This is a genomic window from Streptomyces sp. MGP-BFMKR1 (assembly GCF_057766585.1).
The window spans coordinates 6,467,852-6,491,005 of sequence record NZ_CM173408.1 but is presented as its reverse complement, the minus strand read 5'-3'; the positions used below and the strand labels follow the sequence as shown (position 1 = coordinate 6,491,005).

The 23,154-nt window shown below is 74.9% G+C and carries 20 protein-coding genes and 1 tRNA gene; 10 read left to right on the top strand and 11 right to left on the bottom strand.

Translation table 11 applies throughout. The annotated features are described in order from the left end of the window. Positions 1-134 precede the first annotated feature (134 nt). Positions 135-1,886 (top strand): alkaline phosphatase D family protein, encoded by a 1,752-nt coding sequence (locus tag AC3CHW_RS25935; RefSeq protein WP_488471168.1) that lies wholly within the window; start codon positions 135-137, stop codon positions 1,884-1,886. An 85-nt stretch (positions 1,887-1,971) separates the two neighbouring features. Here the strand turns inward: AC3CHW_RS25935 and AC3CHW_RS25930 are convergent, their stop codons facing one another. Next, complete coding sequence (locus AC3CHW_RS25930) at positions 1,972-2,715, bottom strand: Clp protease N-terminal domain-containing protein (protein ID WP_187063877.1); 744 nt, start codon at positions 2,713-2,715, stop codon at positions 1,972-1,974. 620 nt (positions 2,716-3,335) lie between these two features. Here AC3CHW_RS25930 and AC3CHW_RS25925 point away from each other — a divergent pair. The 4 genes from AC3CHW_RS25925 to AC3CHW_RS25910 all read left to right on the top strand — a co-directional run bounded on the left by AC3CHW_RS25925 (position 3,336) and on the right by AC3CHW_RS25910 (position 7,277). Beyond that, entirely contained in the window at positions 3,336-3,794 is a 459-nt protein-coding gene (locus AC3CHW_RS25925; protein WP_176161395.1) for a DoxX family protein, read from the top strand. Between the two features lie 513 nt (positions 3,795-4,307). Beyond that, positions 4,308-4,961, top strand: coding sequence for a DedA family protein (locus AC3CHW_RS25920; protein WP_176161396.1), 654 nt, complete (start codon positions 4,308-4,310; stop codon positions 4,959-4,961). A gap of 225 nt (positions 4,962-5,186) precedes the next feature. Further along, positions 5,187-5,876, top strand: coding sequence for a lytic transglycosylase domain-containing protein (locus tag AC3CHW_RS25915; RefSeq protein ID WP_488468078.1), 690 nt, complete (start codon positions 5,187-5,189; stop codon positions 5,874-5,876). A 369-nt stretch (positions 5,877-6,245) separates the two neighbouring features. Further along, on the top strand, positions 6,246-7,277 hold the full coding sequence (locus AC3CHW_RS25910; RefSeq protein WP_488468077.1) for an aspartate-semialdehyde dehydrogenase: 1,032 nt from the start codon (positions 6,246-6,248) through the stop codon (positions 7,275-7,277). Between the two features lie 295 nt (positions 7,278-7,572). Here the strand turns inward: AC3CHW_RS25910 and AC3CHW_RS25905 are convergent, their stop codons facing one another. Beyond that, positions 7,573-8,250 carry a TetR/AcrR family transcriptional regulator gene (locus AC3CHW_RS25905; protein ID WP_488468076.1) on the bottom strand — a complete coding sequence of 226 codons (678 nt, stop codon included), beginning with the start codon at positions 8,248-8,250 and terminating at the stop codon, positions 7,573-7,575. 156 nt (positions 8,251-8,406) lie between these two features. Between AC3CHW_RS25905 and AC3CHW_RS25900 the strand changes: the two genes are divergently transcribed. Next, the gene (locus tag AC3CHW_RS25900; RefSeq protein ID WP_488468075.1) at positions 8,407-9,114 is read left to right on the top strand and encodes a hypothetical protein; all 708 of its coding nucleotides are present in this window, start codon (positions 8,407-8,409) and stop codon (positions 9,112-9,114) included. Positions 9,115-9,364: 250 nt separating this feature from the next. Here the strand turns inward: AC3CHW_RS25900 and snpA are convergent, their stop codons facing one another. After that, a complete protein-coding gene (gene snpA, locus AC3CHW_RS25895; protein WP_488468074.1) occupies positions 9,365-10,030 on the bottom strand; it encodes a snapalysin in 666 nt (221 codons plus the stop codon). Between the two features lie 321 nt (positions 10,031-10,351). Between snpA and AC3CHW_RS25890 the strand changes: the two genes are divergently transcribed. Further along, the gene (locus AC3CHW_RS25890; protein WP_488468073.1) at positions 10,352-11,449 is read left to right on the top strand and encodes a LysR family transcriptional regulator; all 1,098 of its coding nucleotides are present in this window, start codon (positions 10,352-10,354) and stop codon (positions 11,447-11,449) included. On the opposite strand, the gene AC3CHW_RS25885 is transcribed toward AC3CHW_RS25890, so the two are convergent. Together AC3CHW_RS25885 and AC3CHW_RS25880 are read right to left on the bottom strand one after the other, a co-directional pair. Continuing rightward, the gene (locus AC3CHW_RS25885) at positions 11,361-11,747 is read right to left on the bottom strand and encodes an anti-sigma factor antagonist (RefSeq protein WP_359330568.1); all 387 of its coding nucleotides are present in this window, start codon (positions 11,745-11,747) and stop codon (positions 11,361-11,363) included. The genes AC3CHW_RS25890 and AC3CHW_RS25885 overlap by 89 nt on opposite strands. Positions 11,748-12,458: 711 nt before the next feature. Next, positions 12,459-12,530 (bottom strand) — tRNA-Val (locus tag AC3CHW_RS25880). A 191-nt stretch (positions 12,531-12,721) separates the two neighbouring features. On the opposite strand from AC3CHW_RS25880, the gene AC3CHW_RS25875 reads away from it, so the two are divergent. Both AC3CHW_RS25875 and AC3CHW_RS25870 read left to right on the top strand, forming a co-directional pair. After that, the gene (locus tag AC3CHW_RS25875; RefSeq protein WP_488468072.1) at positions 12,722-14,227 is read left to right on the top strand and encodes a hypothetical protein; all 1,506 of its coding nucleotides are present in this window, start codon (positions 12,722-12,724) and stop codon (positions 14,225-14,227) included. 127 nt (positions 14,228-14,354) lie between these two features. Further along, the gene (locus tag AC3CHW_RS25870; protein ID WP_459249757.1) at positions 14,355-14,573 is read left to right on the top strand and encodes an FmdB family zinc ribbon protein; all 219 of its coding nucleotides are present in this window, start codon (positions 14,355-14,357) and stop codon (positions 14,571-14,573) included. Between the two features lie 66 nt (positions 14,574-14,639). Here the strand turns inward: AC3CHW_RS25870 and AC3CHW_RS25865 are convergent, their stop codons facing one another. The 4 genes from AC3CHW_RS25865 to AC3CHW_RS25850 form a co-directional block, all read right to left on the bottom strand. Next, positions 14,640-15,506 (bottom strand): GntR family transcriptional regulator, encoded by an 867-nt coding sequence (locus AC3CHW_RS25865; protein WP_488468071.1) that lies wholly within the window; start codon positions 15,504-15,506, stop codon positions 14,640-14,642. 216 nt (positions 15,507-15,722) lie between these two features. After that, positions 15,723-16,385: an O-methyltransferase gene (locus tag AC3CHW_RS25860; protein WP_488468070.1), complete on the bottom strand. Its 663-nt coding sequence runs from the start codon at positions 16,383-16,385 to the stop codon at positions 15,723-15,725. A gap of 140 nt (positions 16,386-16,525) precedes the next feature. Then, positions 16,526-17,182 carry a response regulator transcription factor gene (locus AC3CHW_RS25855; protein WP_176161403.1) on the bottom strand — a complete coding sequence of 219 codons (657 nt, stop codon included), beginning with the start codon at positions 17,180-17,182 and terminating at the stop codon, positions 16,526-16,528. Beyond that, complete coding sequence (locus AC3CHW_RS25850; protein WP_488468069.1) at positions 17,173-18,441, bottom strand: sensor histidine kinase; 1,269 nt, start codon at positions 18,439-18,441, stop codon at positions 17,173-17,175. Before AC3CHW_RS25850 ends, AC3CHW_RS25855 begins: the two co-directional genes overlap by 10 nt. 133 nt (positions 18,442-18,574) lie before the next feature. Here AC3CHW_RS25850 and AC3CHW_RS25845 point away from each other — a divergent pair, with 133 nt between their 5' ends. Further along, positions 18,575-19,198 carry a DedA family protein gene (locus AC3CHW_RS25845; protein ID WP_488468068.1) on the top strand — a complete coding sequence of 208 codons (624 nt, stop codon included), beginning with the start codon at positions 18,575-18,577 and terminating at the stop codon, positions 19,196-19,198. Between the two features lie 125 nt (positions 19,199-19,323). Here the strand turns inward: AC3CHW_RS25845 and AC3CHW_RS25840 are convergent, their stop codons facing one another. Further along, complete coding sequence (locus AC3CHW_RS25840; RefSeq protein ID WP_488471167.1) at positions 19,324-20,067, bottom strand: HAD family hydrolase; 744 nt, start codon at positions 20,065-20,067, stop codon at positions 19,324-19,326. A gap of 119 nt (positions 20,068-20,186) precedes the next feature. Further along, positions 20,187-23,054, bottom strand: coding sequence for a phosphoribosyltransferase (locus tag AC3CHW_RS25835; protein ID WP_488471166.1), 2,868 nt, complete (start codon positions 23,052-23,054; stop codon positions 20,187-20,189). Positions 23,055-23,154 lie beyond the last annotated feature (100 nt).

The following is a 23,154-nucleotide window of genomic DNA, read 5'->3' as shown; positions in this document are numbered from 1 at the left end:
CCGGCCCCGCCGTTCCGTACCGTACGAACACGGGTACGCCGGGCCCGCACGGCACGCGACGCCGCACGGCACCCGCCGGCGGCCACCGGCGAACGCCCGCGGGTCGGCGGGTGAGGGCGATGGAGGGAACGCGGATGGCCGGGTTGCGACTGGGGCCGTTGCTACGTCAGATCGACTGGGAGAGCGGCGAGCGCGCCACCGTGTGGGTCGAGACCGACGCGCCGTGCGAGGTCGAGGTGCGCTGCACGCCTCCGGCGGGCGCGCCGGCGCGCGGGGCCGGCGACCCCGCGCCGGGGCCCGGCGGCACGGCCCGCACCTGGCAGCTCGCAGGCCACCACTACGCCCTGGTGGAGGTGGCGGGGCTGCGCCCGGACAGCGTGGTCGGCTACGAGGTGCTGCTCGACGGCGAGCGGGTGTGGCCGCTGCCCGACTCCCGCTTCCCCGCCTCCACGATCCGTACCCCGCCCGTACGGACCGAGGCGGGCGAGCAGGCCACCGGCGGCTTCGCCGTGCGGGTCGCCTTCGGCTCGTGTCGGTGGGCCGCGCCGCCCGCCCCCGGGGCCGGCGCGCACGACCCGATCGGCCCGGACGCTCTCGACGCGCTGGCCGCCCGCATCGCCCGCGACCCGGACGGCGAGCGCCCGGACGTGCTCGTCCTCCTCGGCGACCAGGTGTACGCGGACGAGACCTCGGCGGCCACCCGCGACTGGCTGGCCACGCGGCGCGACCTGAGCCAGCCGCCGTGGGACCAGGTCGCCGACTACGAGGAGTACACCCGCCTCTACGACGAGTCCTGGCTCGACCCGGAGGTGCGCTGGCTGCTGTCGACGGTGCCGAGTTGCATGATCTTCGACGACCATGACGTGATCGACGACTGGAACACCAGCGCCGCCTGGCAGGCGCGGATGCGCGCCGCCCCGTGGTGGCGCGAGCGCGTGCTCAGCGGCCTCATGTCGTACTGGGTCTACCAGCACCTGGGCAACCTCTCCCCCGCCGAACTCGCGGCCGACGAGCTGTACGCGGCCGTCCGCGCGGCCGGTCGGGAGGGGCCGGACGGGGCCACGGGGCTGCTACGGGACTTCGTGGCGCGCGCCGACGCCGATCCGACCTTCACCCGCTGGAGCTACCGCCGCGACTTCGGCCGGGTGCGGCTGGTGATGGTGGACAACCGGGCCGCGCGGGTGCTGACCGAGGGCAGTCGGTCGATGCTCGACAAGGAGGAGCTGAGCTGGTTGCGCGACCAGTTCCACGACGCCCCCGAGACCGTGGACCACCTGCTCGTCGGCGCCTCGCTGCCGTGGCTGCTGCCGCCCTTCGTGCACGACGTCGAGGGCTGGAACGCGGCGCTGTGCGCCGGCGAGCGCGGCCAGCGCTGGGCCAGGCTCGCCGAGGACCTGCGCCAACGGGCCGACCTGGAGCACTGGTCGGCCTTCCCCGCCTCGTTCGACGCGCTGACCGAGCTGATCGCCGAGGCGGGCGGCGGGCCCGCCGCGCCCGCGACGATCAGCGTGCTCTCCGGTGACGTGCACCACGCCTACGTCGCGGAGCCGGACTGGTCGCGGTGGCCACGGCCGCCCGTGAGCCGGGTACTGCAACTGACCTGCTCGCCGGTGCACAACAGCATCCCGGCCTCGATCCGGATCGGCTTCCGGTTCGGCTGGAGCCAGCCCGCGCGGCTGCTCGGCCGCCTCTTCGCCCGGCACGCCAGGGCCGGGCGGGCGAAGCTGAGCTGGCGCCGCACGGGCGGGCCCTGGTTCGGCAACCAGCTCATGACCCTGACGCTGCGCGGCAGACACGCCCGGCTCCGCCTCGACCAGGCACGCGGGACCGGCCCCGGGGCGGCGCACCTGGTCACCACGGAGCAGCGGGACCTGACGCCCGGCTGACCGGGGCCCGGGCCAGCGGTCCCGCCCTCGGTCCCTTCGGGCCGTACGGTGGCGCGCGGCCGGCCGGGCCCCGGGGCCGCGCGGGCTACCCGGGCTCGTCGGTGGGCGCGCTGTCGGCGACCGCCTGCGCCACATGGGCCGCGGCGGCGTCCTTGGCGACGCCGACGCCCGTGAGCACACCCGCCCCGTCCTCGTGCTCGAGGAGCGCGAGCAGCAGGTGCTCGGTGCCGATCTCGCGGTGGCCCAGGCGCAGCGCCTCGCGGAAGGTCAGCTCCAGCGCCTTGCGCGCGCCCGCGCTGTACGGGATCAGTTCGGGGGCCTCGCCGGCGGCGGGGGCGGGCAGCGCGGCGAGCGCCGCCTCGCGCACCCGCTCCAGGGGCACCCCCTGCGCGCGGATGGCCTGCGCGGCCAGCGTGTCGGGAGCGCTCAGCAGGCCGAGCGTCAGGTGTGCGGGCCCGACCTCGGGGCTGGCCGCGGCCTTGGCCTCGTTGTGGGCGCTCACCACGACGTTGCGGGCGGCGGTGGTGAACTGGTTGAAGCCCTGCTGGGCGTCGAGCGCCGGCGCCTCGGCGGCGCCCTTGGGCACGAACCGCTTCTGGGCCGCCTGCCGGGTGACGCCCATGCTCTTGCCGATCTCGGTCCAGGAGGCGCCGGAGCGGCGGGCCTGGTCCACGAAGTGGCCGATGAGGTGGTCGGCGAGGTCGCCGAGATGGTCGGCGGCGACCACCGCGCCGGAGAGCTGGTCGAGCGCGTCGGGGTGGGCCCGCCGGATGGCCTCGATCAGCTCGTCGAGCCGGACGGGGGGCGTGATGTCCAAGGGCTTCGTCATGCGTCAACCGTAGGTTGACAACCCACACTCGTCAACCCGAGGTTGACAGTGGATATGCACCAAGCCTCCCGCGCGACACCTTCGCGCCACGCCGGTACGCACCGCGCCGCGCGGGCGGCTCGACCAGCAGCCGGCCCCGACGGGCGGGACCTGCCGCGTCCGGCATATGCGGAACGGAGGGCCACACCCCGACCGGGACGATGCATTTCGGCCATTCACGGGCCGGGCCACCCGGGGCGCCGAGAGGCGGGTCGGTGGCTACCCGCAAAAAGTCCATACCAACTGGTCGAGACCACCTGACGGTCATGCCCATGTCGCCTTACGCTCGACACGGCGACCGAGCCTGTTCACGACACCCCGCCCACAGTGGGGCGATCCTCGCCACACACGCAATGACCTTGCATAACGCGCGCGCACCGGCCGCCACACGGCCACGGGCAGCGACGATGGACAAAAGCGGGCAGCCGCGTCGCCGCGTGATCCGCGCCACTCCCGCCGATCCGCGAGCCACGGCGCGGGACGAGCAGATCTGGCAGAACTTGAACTTGCAACAAAGTCTTAGGCGTCCCTAACCTGGCCCCCTCGTTGTTTCCCGTCCCCGAAACGAGGAGTCCCCTGTCATGTCGTCCCCCACCTCGCTCACCGAGCAGCTCGACGCCGCGCGACCGCGCGTCACCTCGCTCTTCCGGATCGTCGTCGGCCTGCTCTTCGCCTGCCACGGCGCCTCGTCGCTCTTCGGCAGCTTCGGCGGCGTCGACGGCGCCGGCGGCACCGTGGACACCGGCACCTGGCCGGGCTGGTACGCGGCCGTGATCCAGCTCGTCGGCGGCATCCTCGTGATGACCGGCCTGTTCACCCGCAGCGCGGCCTTCATATCCTCCGGCTCGATGGCGTACGCCTACTTCACCGAGCACCAGACGGAGAAGCTGTGGCCGCTGGAGAACGGCGGCGAGGCGTCCGCGATGTTCTGCTGGGCGTTCCTCATGATCGTCTTCACCGGTCCCGGCCCCTGGGCCCTGGACCGGCTCCTCGGCGAGCGGCGCGTCGCCGAGCCGCACCGCCAGCCGACCCGCGTCTGACGCCGCCCGGCCGACCGCCGGCCCGCCGCCCGTCTCCACCGGGCGGCACCCGGCACCGTCCGCGCAGCCTCCACCCGGCCGCGCTCCGATCACGATCGGGGCGCGGCCGGGTGCCGTTCGGGCCCGCCCGCGCGGACCCACCGTGCGGGCCCGCCGACAGCTCCGGCAGCCCCGGCAGTCGCCTTTCCCGTGACTTCGCCGACCTGCGGATGTAACGACGTGATGACGAGTCGACATATCGAGATACCGAGACCCGCCCGCGCGCGTGGGCCGTTATGGGCCGTTGCTCATGGTGTGCACCGGGGCATTGCGCCCATGATCGACCGGCGACCGACCGGTCACCCGCGCCGCGGACGGCCGTACGCCGTGATCTGGGCGTTATGCAGCCGCGGTGACCGCCCTCGGCTCGGTATGCTCTACCAGCACAGGCATACGCTGTATGGCTGTGCTGAAGAGGCCGCTCCTGCCGCTCCCCTGCGACGTCGCGGCGGGGGAACGGGACCGGGAGAGACGTTGCTGGAAACCTTGGGGTCGCTGGTCGACACCCCGTGGATCTACGTGATCATTGGTGCGTCCGTGGTCCTCGACGTCTTCCTGCCCGTACTACCGAGCGGCATCCTGGTGATCGCCGCGGCCACCGCCGCCGCCGGCACGACGACGGCCGACGCCGTCGGGGCCGCGCGGGGCGTCAAGCCCGACGCCGACGTCCCCGAGATGCTCGCGCTCGTGCTGTGCGCCGCCACCGCCTCCGTCCTCGGCGACCTGGTCGCCTACCGGCTGGCCTGGCGCGGCGGCGAACGCCTCGACCGCGCCATCGCCCGCTCCCGCCGACTGACCGCGGCCCAGCAGAAGTTGGGCGCCGCGCTGGAGCGCGGCGGGGCCACGCTGGTCGTCCTCGCGCGGTTCGCGCCCGCCGGCCGCTCCGTGGTGAGCCTGGGAGCCGGTGCCGCGCACCGCAAGGTGGCCGAGTTCCTGCCGTGGTCGGCACTGGCCGGGCTGATGTGGGCGGCGTACAGCGTGGGCCTCGGCTACCTCGGCAGCCAGTGGCTCGGCGCCACGTGGCTCAGCACCGCGGTCTCGGTGCTCGCCCTGTTCGCGGTGGGCACCATCGCCGGATACGTGATGAGCCGGCGGCCGAGCAACCAGAAGGCCCAGCAGACCGCCTGACCGTCACACCGGCCAACCACCGCCGCACCGCTTCCGCTACGGGCCCGCGCGAGATCTCGCGCGGGCCCTTACGTCGTCCGGCGGCACGGCCCCGGTGGGGCACTCGCGCACGAGGTGAGAACGCGAATACGGACCAACCGCCGCACGTCTCCGTCCGATTACGGGCGCCTGCGTAAATCCGGTTATCGTCCCTCCCATGCTCTTCTCCCCACCTTCCGCTTCCGTATGGTGACCCGTCGTGCCCGCTCCGGTCTGGGGATCGTGGTGAGCGCGGCGCTGCTGGGCGCCGGGGTCTTCGCCGTACGCGAACTGGTGACGGACGGACCCGACCCGCTGCCCACGGTCCCGGACGAACACCGCGCCACCCTGGAGGCCGCCGCCCGCACCTGCGCGCCGCTGAGCGTGCCGCTGCTCGCCGCGCAGATCGACGCGGAGAGCGGCTGGGACCCGCGGGCCAGCTCGGGCAAGGCCGACGGGATCGCCCAGTTCGCGCCGGTCACCTGGACCGAGTGGGGCCGCGACGGGGACGGCGACGGCCAGGCCGACGTCTGGAACCCCAGGGACGCCATCCCCTCGCAGGCCCGCTACCTGTGCCACCTGTACGACTCGGTCAAGGACGTGCCCGGCGACCGCACCGAGTTGGCGCTCGCCGCCTACAACGCGGGCCCGGGCGCGGTCCTGCGGGCGCGGGGCATCCCCGAGTTCAACGAGACCCGGGGCTACGTCGACCGCATCACCAAGCGGTTGCTGCCCGACTACGAGCAGACGGAGCGGGAGCGGCGCGAGAAGCTGCGGGAGACGGCCGGGGCCACGCGCCCCGAGGGCGAGGACCCGACGCCGACGGCGGTGAGCCCCACGGACACGAGCCCCACCGACGCGAGCCCGATCGACGCGACCGGCGCCGTCGAGCCGTAGCCGTAGTCATAGCCGCTGGGAACTGGCGGCCGGCCGCGCGAGGGTGGTGCGGGGGCGGGGCCCGGTGCGGGCCCCGTCCGTAGCACCGCCGCCGGCCGCGTCGCCTCGGTCCGAGATCACACCCGCGATCGGAACCCGCCGGTCCGCGTGACCCGCTTCACCCGCGGATCGGGCTTACACCGGGGCGGCGGACGGGAAGGTGCGGGAGATACTGCACACGGTCGTACGTGCCCGGCCAGCGGATCGGCGGCGGGTCGCCCGCGGGGCGAAGGGCGCGTGCGGACGGGGTGACGACGTGATGACGGAGCACGACCGGGGGTGGCGGTGCGTCCGCCGGTCCCGGCGGGCGCGGGTGAGTGGAGGAGCAGGATGAGAATCGGAATCGTCGGTGCCACCGGCCAGGTCGGCGGGGTGATGCTCGGCATACTCGCCGAGCGTGGCTTCCCGGTGGAGCAGTTGCGGCTGTTCGCCTCGGCGCGCTCGGCGGGGCGCACCCTGCCGTGGCAGGACACCGAGATCACCGTGGAGGACGCGGCCACCGCCGACTACTCCGGTCTGGACATCGTGCTGTTCTCGGCGGGCGGTGCCACCTCCAGGGCGCTGGCCCCCAAGGTGGCCGCCGCCGGACCCGTGGTGATCGACAACTCATCGGCCTGGCGGATGGACCCCGACGTCCCGCTGGTGGTCTCCGAGGTGAACCCGGACGCCATCGCCAAGCGCCCGAAGGGCATCATCGCCAACCCCAACTGCACCACCATGGCGGCCATGCCCGTGCTGCGCCCGCTGCACGCCGAGGCCGGTCTCGAAAGCCTGGTCATCGCCTCCTACCAGGCGGTGTCCGGAAGCGGCCTGGAGGGCGTGGCCGAGCTGGAGGAGCAGGTCCAGAAGACCGCCGGGACGGCGGCGCGGCTCACCCACGGCGGCTCGGCCGTGACCCTGCCCGAGCCGCGCAAGTACGCCCGGCCCATCGCGTACAACGTGCTGCCGATGGCCGGGTCGCTGCTCGACGACGGCTCGGGCGAGACGGACGAGGAGCGCAAGCTGCGCAACGAGAGCCGCAAGATCCTGGGCATCCCGGAGCTGCTCGTCTCCGGAACCTGCGTCCGGGTACCCGTCTTCACCGGCCACTCGCTCCAGGTCAACGCGCGCTTCGCGGCGCCGATCAGCCCCGAGCGGGCCGCCGAGCTGTTCGCCGACGCGCCGGGCGTGACGCTCTCCGACATCCCCACGCCGCTCCAGGCCGCCGGCCAGGACCCGACGTTCGTCGGCCGCATCCGGTCGGACGAGACCGTCCCCGACGGCCGTGGCCTGGCCTTCTTCTGCGCCAGCGACAACCTGCGCAAGGGCGCGGCGCTCAACGCCGTGCAGCTCGCGGAGCTGGTGGCGGCCGAGTCCGCGTAACGCCCGCGGCCATCCCGCGCGCACGCCGCCCACGCCGTACGACAGGAGCCCGGCCCCGCGAGTCCGCGGGCCGGGCTCCCGCCGTGTGCCCGCCCGCCCGGCGCGCCGGGCGGACCCGGTGTGAGCGGGGTCGGTGCGAGTGGGGTCGGTGCGAGCGAAGCCGGTGGTGTCGCGTCTGACGAGATCCGGTCGGCTGCTCCGATCTCGGGGTAGCGGGCGCCCGTCGGGGGCGCCGGGACGGCGCCGGGCGGCGCGTTCGGTGTCGGCCCGGTCGCGGTGCTGGTCCGGCGGGCCGTCAGGTCGCCGCCTGGTGGCGCTCGCCGGAGGTCGCGCCGTCGCGCGGCCCGCCGCTCGGCCGGGGTACGGCGGCGGCGTCGGGGGCTGCGTCGAGTGGGCCCGCGGACACGTCGCGCAGGCCGGCCAGGCTGATGTCCAGGTAGCGGCGCCAGTCCCCGGTCCCGTTGCGGATGATCGCCGCGAGCCCGCACACGATCATGCTGAGGTCCGCGACCTCCACGTCGGGCCGGATCGTCCCCTGCGTCCTGGCGCGGGCGATGAGTTCGGCCGCTATGGCCTCGGTCCGCTCCGCCGCCGCGCCCTCGGGCCTGGCCGATCCGAGGGTCGCCTCGATCGACGCGGTCAGCCCGCGGTCGCTGGCCAACACCTCGCCGATGTAGCCGATGTAGCGGGCGAGCCCGTCGGCGGCGTCCGGACACGGCACGCACACCGTGCGGCCGAACTCGACGATGTCGTCGTGGCGCGCCTCGCCCGCGGCCTCGATGAGCGCGGCCCGGCTCGGGAAGTGGCGGTAGACGGTGCCGATGCCGACCCCCGCGGCCCGGGCCACTTCGGGCATCTGCACGTCCTGGCCGCGGGCCGTGAACAGCGCGCGGGCGGCGGCCAGGACACGGGCCCGGTTGCGCTCGGCGTCGGCGCGCGGCTTCCGGCGCCGTGGGGGCGATGGGGTCGACACGCTGCCCGATCCTAGTGCCAGCACCGTTCCCGCGTTCCGCGCCGGCGTTCCAGCCACCTGGCATATGCGCAGGTGAGCGGGGGTTTTGGCGTTCCAGCGTCCCGCATGGGCGCGGTGGTCTTGCCGGCCCGGGCGCGGCCGTGGCGAAGTTGCCCCATGAACACGCAATCGCACCACGACAACAGCGCCAGCACCGGCACCACTGCCACCACCGTCAGCACCACCCGTGCCGGCGTCCGGGCCCGGCTCGGCCGGGCCGGCGCGATCGGCCTGGCCGTCCTGGCCACCGCGGCGACCACCGCCGTCCTCGCTCCGAGCGCGACCGCGGCCCCGCGGGCGACCCAGGCGGCCGAGCCCGCGTTCCTGGCGCCCAACGAGCTGCCCCCGCACGCCTCCTCCGCCTGGTACGCCAGCCCCGTCACCGCCGGCACGCCGGACCCGCTGCCGTTCTGCGTCGGCCCCGCGCTGCCGGGCGCGACCTCCGTACACCGCGACTTCTGGACCGAGTACGACACCGGCGCGGTCCAGGTGACCGTCGTCGAGCGGGACGAGACGCGCGCCAAGTCGTTGGCGGCCCTGTGGAACAAGACCATCCGCGCCTGCGCGGACAAGGTCGAGCAGGAGGACCCCGACATGACGGCGGAGTTCCGGGACTTCGGCTCGATCAACGTCGAGGAGGGCGCCAACGTCTACGGCATCCACACGGCCCACGCCTGGGGCTCGTCCGACATCAACATGTTCTCGGTGGGCCGGGACGGCCGGACGGTCACGGTCGTGAAGTGGGGCCAGATGGGCAACTTCCAGCACGCGCAGGTGCCCGACTTCAAGAAGACCACGACGACCGCGGTCAACAAGCTCTACTGATCCCCGGCCCGGCCCGACACGGCCGGTCGCGGCCCGACCTCACGGGCCGGGCCCCCGCTCCGTACCGCAGCGGACCGGCCGCCCCCGCACGGGTCGTGCGGGGGCGGCCGGTCCGTCGTGCTGTCGCGGGCCACGGGCGGGCGCCGGCGCGGAACGCGGCTGCCGTGGGGGGTGGGCGGTCGCGCGCCGGCCCGCTCGATGGGCCCCGGCGAGGTCAGGCAGGGGCGGGGTCAGGCCGCGGCGGGAGGCGTCACTTGAGGAACGCGCCCTTGTCGAAGGCGCTCAGGCTGGTGATCCCGTTGGCCCAGAGCTGGTCGACGCGGGCCGACTCCTGCGCGTTCGGGTTCGGGTTGGTGCAGGACGGGCCGGGGCCGCCGCCCGACATCAGCTCGCTGCACGGGCCCGAGTAGTTGTCCGGCAGGCCGAGGACGTGGCCGGTCTCGTGCGCGGTGACCCGGGTCGAGTCGTACTCCTGGTTCTGCTGGTAGTCCAGGAAGATGTAGCCCCTGCCGTGTCCGTCGGTGCTGGCGTACGAGCCGCGCGGGTCGTTGCCCTCGCGGTACTCGAAGTCGCCGCCGGAGCCCTCCTGGAGCTTCACGTTGGACACGTGCGAGTTCCAGATCTGCGTGCTCCGCGCGATCTGCGAGGCGAAGGTGGGCGCCTGGCTGGCGTCGTAGGTGACGGTGACGGCCCGCTCGCCGGTCCTGGCCTGCTTGGCCTTGGCCGACTCGATGACGGCCGTGAAGAACGCCTTGGTGGCCGCGGCGTTCTCTCCGGACGCCTCGTACGCGGCGATGCTGGCCGGCGTCGAGCGCTGCACGGTGTCCGTGCTGGTGGCGGCCGAGGCGGGCAGCGCGCTCATGGTGGCCAGGCCGAGGCCCAGCGAAACCGACACCCATATCCTGGAGTGCTTCATGTGGGGGACTCCTTCGTGCGTCCGGGGGCCCCAGCGACCGCCGTGGGGTAGCGGTCGAGCCGTCCGGAACGTGTCCCGCCGAGTGTCAGGGACACATCGCGCGGCGCGGATGATGCCAACTGGCGATAGCACGGCGCTATGGGGTCAGGAAGCCGATGAATCGCACAAACTCACTCACACCAGGGCAAGGTGCCGCCGCCGCGGGGCCGGAAGGGCAACGTGGGGCGACGCGGCGTTGTCCGGATGTCGAAGCGGACGATCGGATGGTGTGTCTGGTGTGCGCCGCGCGTGCGCCGTTATGCTCCGGCCGTGGAGCTCGACGTGAGACACCTTCGTGCGCTCTGTGCTATTGCCGACGCGGGCAGCGTGCGCAAGGCCGCGCTGCAACTGGGCATGACGCAACCGTCCCTCACCACACAGCTCAGGCGCATCGAGAAGGCGATCGGCGGCCTGCTGTTCACCCGCGAACAGTCAGGCAGCCAACCCACGCCACTCGGGCGGTCCATCCTGGCCCGGGCCCGGCCGATCGTGGCCGACATGAGCGCCCTGGTCAGCGCCGCCAAGGACGCCGCCGCCCACATCAGCGAGGCGCACCTGCGCATCGGCAGCACCGGCAACCGCGCCGTGGCCGGCTGGCTGCGCAGGCTGCACACCCGGCTGCCCGACACGGACACCACGATCCACGTCGACGTCTCCGCCACGATGCTGCTCCAGATGGTGGCCACCCAGCAGCTCGACGTGGCGTTCGTGCACGAGTTCACGGGCTTCCCGCTGCCCGTGCCCAGCGGCGTCGAGCGGCGCGTCCTGGTCGCCCGGGAGCCGCAGTTCATCGCCCTCTCCGCGAGCCACCCGGCGGCCGAGCGCCCCGTGGTCCGGCTCGCCGACCTGGCCGACGACCGCTGGGTGGTCGACCTGACCGTGGAGGACGAGTGCGCCGCCCTGCGTCGCGCCTTCACCGACGCCGGCCTCAACCCCCGCCTGGTGCACGTACGCGACAACACCACGGCCGCCGAACTCGTCGCCTCCGGCGAGGCCGTCACCCCCTGCCAGCCCACCACGAGCGCCCGCGAGGGCATCGTGATCCGCCCGCTCCGGGACGACCCGCTGACCGTACGGCTGTTCATGGTCTCCCGGCCGCACACCACCTGCGCCCCCGACGCGGACGCCCTCTACGCCGACCTCAAGGCGTCCTACCTGGAGCTGGCCTGGGCGAACGCGGCGTACCGGCTGTGGCTGCTGCGTCACAACAGCCCGCTGCTGCGCTCCGACGAGGCCGCGCCCGGCGCGCGCCCGTCCTCGGCCGCCGCCTCGTGCCTGGCGCCGATACCGGTCACGCTGCCCGCTCCAGGGCCTGCTCCAACGTCGGCACGGGCCGCAGCAGCCCCGTCAGGTTGGCGATCTCCATCAGCCGCAGGGTGACGGCGTGCGCGCAGACCAGGCCGAGCCGCCCCGCGCGTTGCGTCATGCGCTCCTCCGCGCGCACCAGCAGGGCCAGCCCCGTGCAGTCGAAGAACGTCGTACGCCGCAGGTCGACGACGACGTGCGGGGTCCCGTTCGGCGCTGTCGCCTCGTCAAGGACGACCCGGATCGCCCCGGCGGTGGCGAGATCCACATCCCCCGACAGCTCCACCACCGTGCAGCCGCGTACGTCGTACGACCGTGCCAGCCGCTCGCCGTCGGCCCGCTCGCTCGCCCAGGCGGCACCGCTCGCGCTCACCCCACACCCGCCACACGGCCCCGTTTCCCCCACAGCCCCCGCACCCCCTGCTCCCCTGATCACTCCCGTGTCCCGCGCATCCCCCGTACCGCATGTCTCCCCCAGATTCCCTGAGTGCCCGTTGCGGGCACCTACCGTCCCGGCCTCCGCCGGCCCGAGCGCCCGTGGCGTGCGGGTGGACAGGGCGGTCTCCCCGTGCTCCACCGCCGCCGTCCTTCGTTGATGGTCACAGCCCATGCTGAGGTCCCCATGTCCGCCTGACCTGTCGCCCTGGCACGGGTACGCCTGGTGCCGGTGCCTGGTGCTCGCCGACGTCGATTTCACGCCATTGGCAACTGGGGTGACAGACGGGCCACGCTAGCGGCGAGCCTTGCCGAGACAGCATGCAAGAACGATTCTTGGGCGCCGAAGAACACTCGTACGAGTGAAGACGCCCCCGCACTCTTGTTGTTGACGTGGCGTCAAACATGCTCCGCGTGAGTGGGCTTGAAGTATGCGCTCCATGGGCGATCCCGGCGACCGGTCGGGACCGTCCGACGCCGCCCCGGCGCCCGGTTCCGGAGGGGTCCTGCGGGGCCGGGCGAGAGGTCCGCGGGCGCCGGCGGACCCGACCGCTGACACCTCGGCCGACGTGCCCCGCCACCGGGCCCGGAAAACACTTCCGGCCTGGTCCCTCTCGCGGTATCGCGGGGAGGGACCAGGCCGGCTGGGTGGGCACAACAGGGATCGAACCTGTGACATCTACTTTGTAAGAGTAGCGCTCTACCGCTGAGCTATGCGCCCTGGCACGCGCCGACAGCCTACCCCGACCCGGCCCCGTACTCGCAAACTCGTGCCCCTGGGGACGCGGGCTCCGGCCGGTGGGGCGCCGGGGCGGAGGGCCGGGGACGGGAGCGAGCGGCCTGGGGCGCCGAGATCGGCGTGGTGGGGCGCGAACTATCCGACCCGTGTGTTCGTCCCTAACGGGTGGGAGAATGGCATTCGGGCCTGGGGCGATTCATCGGGAGAGGGTAGTGACGGCGACCACCGCGCAGTCTGTACGGCTAGTACGTCGCCTGCTTCATGGCCGCCCACCCGCCCGCGCCGCCGCCCCGACCGCCGTGACCAGCCCGGCCACCGGAGCCCCGGCCGCCGTAACCCCCGCCGCCGCCACCCGCCGCGCGGCCGGGGACGTCCTCGTGCTCGTCGCGCTGCCGGTGCCGCTGGTGCTGGCCGCGCTGGCCGGGTCGTTCACCGGGGGTGGGACGCGGCGCTGGTTCGGGCGGGGCGAGAGCCAGCGGGCCGACGCGCAGGCGGCGAAGGACGCCGCCGCCGCCGCGTTCTACGAGCTGGACACCGCCCAGCGGGACCTGCGGATCTCCATCGAGACGATCGCGGCCGTGGACGACTCCCCCGCCGCGCGCCGGGCCATCAGCGACTTCGCGGCGCTCGGCCAGCGCATCGACCAGGCCAGCCACGACTACATCAACGCCGTCGACGCGCACGACCTGGACCGCGACGACCTGGAAGCTTCCGCCGCCTCCCGCGCCCGCGCCGAACTGACGCGAGCCAAGGCCGAGCTGGAGCGCGCCAAGGGGGACCTCGACCGGTTCGCCGAGGGCCTGGCGCCCTTGTCGCGTACGGCCGAGACGCAGTTGGCCCGGCTGGCGCCGGCCGTCGAGCGGGCCCGGCAGGCGCTGCTGGCCGCCACCCAGGCGCTGGACGCGGTGCGGGCCTCCGGGCTGCGGGCCGACGAGTTGGCGGCCCGGCTCGCCGCGCTCTCGCCCGAGCTGACCAAGCTCAACCAGGGGGCCGGGCAGCACGGCGTGCAGGAGACCATCCGGCGCGCCGATCACGTGCTGCGTGCGGCCGAGGCCGTGCGCGGGGAGGCCGAGCGGCTGCCGGCGACCGCCGCCGACATCGACAAGCGGCTGGTCTCGCTGCGCACCCGGGCCGAGGCCATCACCACGCGCGCCGCGGGCGTCGAGCCGGTGCTCAGCGAGTTGCGCCGGCGCTACAGCGCCGCCTGCTGGCAGGACCTCCAGCCCGTGCCCGAGCAGGCCGCGCACGCGGTGGCGCAGGCCGAGGCCAAGCTGGCCGAGGCGCGGGCGGCCCGCGACGAGCAGCGCTGGCCGGACGCGCTGGCCCTGCTGTCCACGGCGCGGGCGCTGCTCAACACCACCGACGAGGCGGTGTCCACCGCCGGCGAGCGGTTGCGCCGGCTGGACGAGGTCTCCCACGACCAGGCGCACGAGGTGGAGCGCACCCGGTTCGCCGTGCGGGACGCGCAGCGGCTGGCCATGGCGGGGCGTAACACCCCCGATCCGCGCCACGCCCGTCCGCTCGACGACGCCGTCGCGCGGTTGGACCGCGCGATCGCCGGCCTGGAGGGGCGGCACCCCGACTGGTGGCACTTCCTGACCGAGACCGAGGCCGTGCGGCAGACCGCGGCCCGGGTGGTGCAGGAGATCCGCGAGGAGCGCGGCGCGGCCGGCGGCTGACCCGCCTCGGCGTCCGGCCGCGACGCGCGCCCCGCACCAAGGCGACGGGGCCGTGGTCGGTACGGGGTTGCGAACGGGGTTGCGAACGGGGGCCCGGTCGGCGGCGGATCGCGATTAGGCTGCGGGCATGCCTCGTTACGAATACCGCTGCCGCGCCTGTGGCGCCAACTTCGAGCTCAGCCGGCCCATGGCGGACTCCAACGCGCCCGCCACCTGCCCCGACGGACACGGCGACACGGTCAAGCTGCTGTCGACGGTCGCCGTCGGCACCAGCGCCGCCTCGCGCGGTCCCGCGCCCGCCGCGGGCGGCGGGGGCGGCTGCTGCGGCGGCGGCTGCTGCGGCTGAGCGCCCGCCGGGGACGCGCGCGGCGTCCCCACCAGGCTGTCCCGGCCCACCCGCCGACCCGCGCGCTCAGCGTGCCGGCGGCGGGTCCTGGCCCTGGCTCGCGTCCGCGTCCTGGCCCGGTTCCTCGGGGGTGGCGCGACGCCGGGCGAGTGAGCCGGTGGCGGCCGAGCTGTGCACCGTGAAGGCCATCGTGCCCGGCACGTACCGGTCGTCCGACCACTCGATGGGCGCGCCGGCCGGGTCGGTGCTGCGGCGGCGCTCGCGCAGCAGCGGGTCGCCAGGGCGGCAGCCGAGCAGCCGGGCGTCGTCCGCGTCGGCCCGTACGAGATCGATGGTGTGGTGCGCGTCGGCGATCATGACGCCCTGTTCCTCAAGCCGCACCGTGTGCGAGACGGTGTCCGGGTCCAGCGCGGCGACGAGGGCGCCGACGGACTCCGGGTAGACCGTGCGCTCGATCATGACCGGCCGGCCGGAGAGCGTACGGACCCGCAGCATCCGGTAGACCGTGGCCCGCGGGGCGAGCCGGAGCTGTTCGCGCTCGGTGGCGTCGGCCGGGTGGCGCTCGATCGAGACGACCCGGCCGCCGGGCTCCTCGTCGATGGAGCGGGCCCAGCGGGTGAAGCTGAGGAGTTCGCCGAAGCTCTGCGTGCCCTCGGAGCCGAGGACGACGCGGCGGGTGCCGCGCCGGGAGGTGACCAGGCCCTCCGCGCGGAGCACGGCGAGCGCCTGTCGGACGGTGCCGCGCGAGACGCCGTAGCGCCGCGCCAGGTCGCCCTCGGCCGGTAGCCGGCCGCCCGACCCGTACGCCCCGTCGGTGATCGCCTGCCGCAGGTCGGCGGCCAGCCGCTGGTACATCGTCCGCGGCCGGCCCGCGGTCGCGCCGCCCGCCCCGGCACCGCCCTCCGCGGTGTCGCCCGCGGTCGCGCCGTTCACCACTGCCTCTCCTCCACGTCTCCCGCGCCCTCGCCTCACCAGCGCCCGCGCCCCGCACGCCCGTCGCGCCGGTCGCTGGCGCCGCGCGCGTCCTGGAACGGGAGCCTAGCCGCGCGCGGCGCGCTCGCCGGCCGCCCCCGGGGCCGGGAGCGGCGCGGCGAGCGGCGCGGGCGGTGGGCCCGCGGATCGGTGGGGTCGGGGTGGCCGGGCGGGCGGCTAGCGGCGGCGGGCCAGCGTCAGGCCGTCGGCGACCTCCAGCATCACCGAGTCGACCCGGGAGTCGGCCAGCACGTGCTCGTTGAAGGCGTGGATCGCGGCTCCGTTGGGGGACGCGGAGGGCAGGTCGGCGACCTCGCCGCCGTAACAGACGTTGTCGGCGGCGATCAGCCCGCCCGGGCGCATCCGGGGCACCAGCTCCTCCCAGTAGGCCAGGTAGCCCTGCTTGTCGGCGTCGATGAAGGCCAGGTCGACATGGGGTTCGGGGGGCATCGCGCGCAGCGTCTGGAGGGCGGGGGCGATGCGCAGGTCGATGCGGTCGGCGACGTCGGCCCGCTGCCAGGCCGCGCGGCCGTACGCCGCCCACTCGGCGGAGACGTCGCAGGCGACGAGCTTTCCCTCCGGGGGCAGCGCCCGGGCCATGCACAGGGTGGACAGGCCGGTGAAGGTGCCGATCTCCACGACGTGGCGGGCGTCGATCAGGCGGACCAGGAACGCGAGCAGCGGCCCCTGCTCCTGCGCGATCTGCATGCCCGCGTGGTCCGGCAGGGCGGCCCTGGTCCGGGCGACGAGTTCGCGCTGTACGGCGTCGGGTGGGGGGTTGTGTGCCAGTACGTAGGCGTGCAGCGCGCTGGACGGTGCCGGACGCTTGGAATCAGCCATGGAAACCCTTCCCTCTCACTTCCCGCGGAGCGACGGCGTTCCTCGAATGTCTCCGAAAGCGGCGACCGCTCTCCGAACGGTGTGGCCGCCATGAGTGAGCGCCCCGTGCGGCACGCCGTGCCGCACGGGGCGATCCCGGCTTAACTACCCACGTACCGGAGCACGGCAAGCACCCGGCGGCTGTAGCCGGTGGTTCCGGTCAGCTCCAGCTTGTCGAAGATGGCGTTGATGTGCTTCTCGACGGCGCTGCGGGAGACGTGCAGCCGCTGCGCGATGGCGGCGTTGGCGTGCCCCTGCGCCATCTCGCCGAGCACCTCGCGTTCGCGCTCGGTGAGCCGGGCGAGCGGGTCCGTGTGGGTGCTGCGGGCCAGGAGTTGGCGTACCACCTCGGGGTCGAAGGCGGCCTGGCCCGCGGCGACCCGCTCCAGGGCGTCCAGGAACTCGTCCACCTGCATGACCCGGTCCTTCAGCAGGTAGCCGACGCCCCCGCCGCCGGCGGTCATCTCGCCGGTCAGCAACTCGGTGGCGTAGCGCTTCTCGACGTACTGGGAGAGCACGAGCACCCCGAGCCGGGGGTGGCGACCGCGGATCTCCAGGGCGGCGCGCAGCCCCTCGTCGGTGTGCGTGGGGGGCATGCGTACGTCGACACAGACCGCGTCCGCGGGGTGTTCGTCCACCGCCGCCAGCAGCGCGGTCGCGTCGCCGACGGCCGCGACGACGTCGTGGCCCTCCTCGGCGAGCAGCCGCACCAGGCCCTCGCGCAGCAGTGTCGAATCGTCGGCCAGGATTACGCGCACGGCAACTCCGCGGTGATGGTGGTGGGGCCTCCCGGCGGGCTGTCCACCCGCAGGGTGCCGTCGATGGCCGCGACGCGGCGGGCCAGCCCGAGCAGGCCGCTGCCCGTCGGGTCGGCGCCGCCCGAACCGTCGTCGGTGATCCGCGCCCGCAGGACGAAGGACGGGGCGCGGTCGGCGCCACGGGCGGTACGGGTCGGGGGCCGGGGCGGGGCGGGCTGTGGCTGCCCGTCGCGCGCGCCGGGCGGCCCCGCGGCGACGGGCACCGGGGCGGGCGGGGCGGGCTCGGCCGGGGCGCGGGTCACGGCGATGTGCACACGACGCGCTCCGGAGTGCTTGACGGCGTTGGTGACGGCCTCGCTGATGACGAAGTAGGCGACGGTGCGCACCTCCGTCGCGGGCTCGGCGGTGAGGCCGTAGTCGAGTCGCACGGGTAGCCCGACGCGCTCGGCGACGGTCTCCAGGGCGGCCCGCAACCCCGCCTCGTCCAGGACCGTGGGGTAGACCCGCCAGGCCACCTCGCGCAGTTCGTCCAGCGCCTGCCGGCTCTCCTCGTGCGCCTGGGCCAACAGGGCCTGGGTGCGCGCCGCGTCCTGGCCTCGGCGGGCCCGGCCGAGCAGCATGCCGAGCGCCACGAGGCGCTGCTGCACCCCGTCGTGCAGGTCGCGTTCGATGCGGCGGCGCTCGTCGTGCACGGCGGCGACGACGCCGGCCCGGCTGCTGGCCAGCTCCTCGATCCGGCGGCGCAACTCGTCCTGCGGGTCGACGCCGAGGAAGTGCCAGGCGAGCCGCTGTTCCAGGGCGACGACGCCGAACAGGCTCTGGGCGGCGAGGAAGAGCAGGAACATGCCGGCGACGGAGGAGTAGAGCTGCTCGTCGCGGTTGTACGAGTGGAACATCGGCCAGCCCCAGATGACCAGCGAGCCGTAGACGGCGCCGATCAGCGCGGAGAGCACCACCAGGCAGCCGAGCGGCGCGAGCAGCCACCGCACGGCCAGGTAGCCGAGCGCCCGGCTGCCGCCGTAGGAGGAGCCGATCTCGACGTCCAGGAAGTACGCCAGGCGGCGCCGCTCCACCTGCGCCAGGCGGCGCGCCCCGCGGGCCACGGCCCGCAGTACCGCCTGCCGGAGCCGCGGCCAGACGAACACGCACAGCAGCGCCAGGCCGCTGAGCGCCGCGTACACCAGGCCGACCACGGCCGTGCAACCGCCGATCGCCAGCCCCACCGATATGCGCAGCCCGCGCCGCACCCACATGACCATGCGCCGCACGCTAGCCGTCCCGCCGGGGCCGGCACACTGAGGATTTCCGCAGGTCGTGGCTGCGGCGGACGGCAGGTGAGGTGGGCGGCGCACACCATGGTCCCGGGGCGGCGGCGTTCCTAGCGTTTCGGGCATGACGGATCGCATCACCGACTGGGCAACCGGTCTCATGGACACCCTGGGAGCGCCGGGCGCGGGGCTCGCCATCGCGCTGGAGAACCTGTTCCCACCGCTGCCGAGCGAGGTGATCCTGCCGCTCGCCGGCTTCTCGGCCGGCCAGGGTGACATGAACCTGCTGGCCGTGCTGGCCTGGACCACCGCCGGCTCCGTGGTGGGGGCGCTCGCCCTGTACTGGGTGGGCGCGCTGCTCGGCCGGGACCGGGTGATCGCGCTCGCCGGACGGCTGCCGCTGGTCAAGCCGGCCGACATCGACAGGACGGAGCGCTGGTTCGTCCGACACGGCACCAAGGCGGTCTTCTTCGGCCGCATGATCCCCATCTTCCGCAGCCTCATCTCCCTGCCCGCCGGCGTCGAGCGGATGCCGCTGCCCACCTTCACGCTCCTGACCACCCTCGGCAGCCTGCTGTGGAACACGGCGTTCGTGCTGGCCGGCTACGCCCTCGGGGACAACTGGGAGGACGTCTCCGACTACGTCTCGGTCTACTCCAAGGGCGTGCTCGCCGCCGCCGTGCTGGCCGTCCTCGCCTTCGTCACCCTGCGGCTGGCCCGGTCGGGCCGTGGCAAGCGGCGCGGTTGAGCCGGAGCGTGGGCGGGGCGGCTAGGCCCGACGCGGGCGCGCGGCCCGGCCCCGGTCCGGATGGCCGGGCCCAGCCGGGGCGCGGAACCGGCCGCTCCGGCCACCGGTCCGGCCAGCCGCTCCGCTCAGCCGCCGTCGGCCGCCGCCTTGCGGAACTGGCGCAGGATCTCCTCACCGGCGGCGACCCCGCGCTCGGCGAGGGCGCTGACGTGCGGCGCCGACCAGCCCACGGCGGCCAACTCGCCGTGGCCCGGGCGCCAGCCCTGGTCGGCGGCGAGCAGCAGGTCCGCGTCGAGCAGGGCGTCGCCGGCGGCGAGCACCCGCCGGGCCCCGGTGCGCCGCGCCACCTCGGCGACGGCGGCGCTCTTGGTCAGCGGGCGCGGCACCACGTACAGCTTGCGGCCCTGGAGCGAGACGCCCCAGCCGCGCTGGTCGGCCCAGTCGGTCAGCTCCGCCACCCAGCCGTCGGGCAGCAGCGCGCGCTCGACCACGAGGTAGGCGAACAGGTCCTCGGCGACCCGTTCCTTGAGCAGCCAGGCCGGGTCGGCCGTGGCCACCAGGTGGGCGCGCACCTCCGCCAGCGAGGCGCACTCGCCGCGCAGCGCCCGGTCCACCGTGCGCTGCCAGTCGGGGTCGCTCTCGCCGTCCACCAGGAGGTGGCCGCCGTTGGCGCAGACCGCGTAGCGCGGCGGCGGGCCCGGCAGCCGGATCCGCCCGAACTGCTCGCGGGTGCGGGTGGTGGCCGGCACGAAGGTGGCGGCCGAGGCCAGCTCGGTGAGCAGCCCGGCGGCGGTCTCGGTCAGGTACGACAGCGGCTTGGCCTGGTAGACCTCGACACACAGCAGGCGCGGCGCCCACGCGTCGGGCATGTCGAGCCCGAGCGCGGCGGCCGAGTAGATGAGCGTCCGGTCCAGGTCGCTGGCCACCAGGACGGGGGCGGTGCCGCCCGCGACGGGGGCGCTCACCGGGCTACCCGCGACGGAGGCGCTCACTGGGCCACCGCCCGGCCGTCGGCGCCGGTCGCGGCGCGCGTGTAGCGGGGGTGGATCAGCCCGACGCAGGAGTACGGCAGGTCGTCCACCTCCTCTACCGGGACCCCACGCTGTTCGGCGAGCATGCGCACGTGGTCCAGGTCGGGGCCGGCGCCACGGCGCGCGAGGACCTTCCAGGGCACCCGGCGCAACAGCACGCGGCTGGTCTCGCCGACGCCCGGCTTGACGAGGTTCACGTCGTGGATGCCGTACTCCTCGCTGATCCGCTCGACGGCGGCCCAGCCCTCCCAGGTGGGGGCCCGGTGCGGGGTGGCGATCAGTTCCTTGGCGTCCCGGGCGGCGGCGTCGGCGACCTCGGCGAAGCGCGCCGTGACGGTGTCGAGGAAGAGCGCGGACAGGTCGGCGTCGGCCAGTTCGCGGTAGAACTTCGCGCCGTGGAACTGGCCGGGCCGCACCAGGTCGGCGCGGAGCACGGTGCGCGAGACGAGCCCGGAGACCGTCGAGTTGAGACACGCGGAGGGGATGAGGAAGTCGTCCCGGGTGCCGTAGGTCGCGACGCACCCGCCGGGGTCGGCCAGTACGGCGATCCGCGGGTCGAAGCCGCGCGCGCCGTCGGCCGCCTCAAAGGCTTCGAACTCCTCGATGGCGGCGGCCAGTTCGCGGGTGATGGCGCCCTTGCCGGTCCAGCCGTCCACGAACACGACATCGACCGGGTCGTGGTGGCGGGCCAGCCAGCGCAGCGCCGCCGTGTCGATGCCCCGGCCGCGCACGATGGAGATCGCGTAGTGCGGCAGGTCGATGCCGTGCGCGTGCTGGGCCCAGCGGCGCATCAACACGCCGACGGGCGTGCCCGCCCGCGCCAGCGAGACCAGCACCGGGCGGGAGTCGGGCCCACGGCCCGGGCGGTCCCGGTGCTCGGCCAGCAGCGTCTCGGTGACAGCCCCGACGGCCCGCGCGATGCGCGCGGCGGAGGTCTGGAGCGCGGAGCGGAACAGGTCCTGGTAGGCGTCGCTGGGCTGGTACTCGATGGGCAGCGACTCGGCGTAGTGCGCCCCGCCGCCCTGGATCGCCTCCTCCCGTTCCTCGATCGGCGCCTCCAGGGTCACCTCGGAGAAGTCCTGGAGCAGCCAGCCGACCTCGTCGGCGGCGTACGAGGAGAAGTCGGGCCCGCGGAGCGGATCTTGCATGGGTGACGCCTGTCGGTCGGGCACGCCGGCGGGCGTGCGGGGGGTGGGTGCGGGGCCGGCGGCACCGGCTGCCGGGGCCGGGTCGGCGGGTGCGGCCGTGGCGGGTGCGGGCGGGTCCTGCGGGGCGCGGCGGGCGGGGATGGCGGCCTCGACGGGGGCCGGCTCGGTGGCGGTGGCCGGCTCGTCGGCGGCGTCGGTGGGCACGTAGGACGGTACGACGGCGTACGCGAGGCGCGGCGTCTGCGCGGCCAGCGCGTCGAGCAGCCCGCCGGGCGCGTGCAGGGCGGGCGTGTCGGCCGCCGAGTCCACGACGGCCACGATCGCGTCGAAGCGGCGCGCCGGGTCGCTGCCGGGCGCCACGTTGTACGCGTAGCGCGGGCCGGGGCCGTCGGCGGGCGCGTCGTGCGCGGGGAAGGTGAGCCGGGTGCGGATGGCGTACCCGGGGTCGTCCAGGGCCAGCACAGGCGAGCGGGTCGTGGTCGAGTACCGCACCTCGACGCCACCGGCCGCGCCGCCCACCCCGCCCGCGCCGCTCGCGCCGTCGGTCGCGGTGTGGTCGAACTCGGCCTGCAACGCCTCGGCCAGCCGCAGCGGCGCGTACATCAGCTCCTCGAAGCCGAGCACGAGTACGCGGGCCCCGGGGGCGACCCGCGCGGGGCGCACGGCCCGGGCCAGGCGGCGGGCCATGTCGGGCAACGCGGCGTCCAGGGCCCGGCGGTGCGCGGGCGTGAAGCCGTGCCGGCCGCCGTCGGGCAACCCGCGCGGCCAGTCGAGCTCGACGCGTACGGGGGTCGGGTGCGCGGGCCCGGCGTGCTCGGGGGCGCCGTCCGGGAGGGGGGCGGTGGGGTCCGTCTCGTGCTCGGCCACCAGCGCCTGGCCTCGGGCCAGCACGTCCGCCGGCAGGCGCACCGTGCCGGCCGCGAGCGACACCAGGTCGACCCGGGCGCCCAGCGAGGCGGCGAAGCGGTCCAGGTCGGCGCGGTCGGCGACGGAGCGCATGTCCACCAGGGCGACGACCACGTACCGCTCGCGCGGGAACCGTCGGTGCAGCGTGCGGATGGTGTTGAGCACGGTGCGCCCGGTGGAGAACTCGTCGTCCACGAGCACCAGCGGCCCGTCCCCGGCCAGCAGCGCGGAGTCCTCGGGCAGCAGGAGGTGCGAGGTCGCGTGGCTGTGCTCCTCCTCGAAGCCGCCCACCGGCCGCACCCCGTCCACCGGCCGGCGGGTCGAGTGCAGGTACGGGGCGAGCGCGAGGCCGTCGGCGACGCTGTGGCCGAGCCCGGTCGCCGTCTCCGCGTAGCCGAGCACCACCGCGCGCGCCGCGTCCACGTCGCCGAGCAGCGCGCGCACCCGCTCGCCGAGCCGTACCCCCGCCCCGTAGACGACGGCGGGGCGCTGCGGCACGTGCTTGCCGAGGACGTTGGAGACCAACAGGTGCGCCCGGCGCGGGTTGCGGCGCAGCGCGAGCCCGAGCAACTCGCGCAACCGCCCACCCCCGGCACCGTCCGGGCCGGCGTGGCCGGTCTGGTCAGCCCGGCCGGCCTGGTCGGCCGGTGCGTCACCGCCGACGGCGGCCACCGCGGCCACCGCCTCCGACGCGGCCACCGCCTCCGGCGCGTCCGACGCGTCCTCCAGAGCGATGCCGAGTTGGTCCGCGACCCACTGCCCCGACCACATCACGCGCTGCCCCGCTCCCTCGTCAACCGTCAACTCCCGCACCTTTCAGGCATCATCGCCCCTACCCGCCGCGCCACCCGCACGCCGGCCACCACGACCG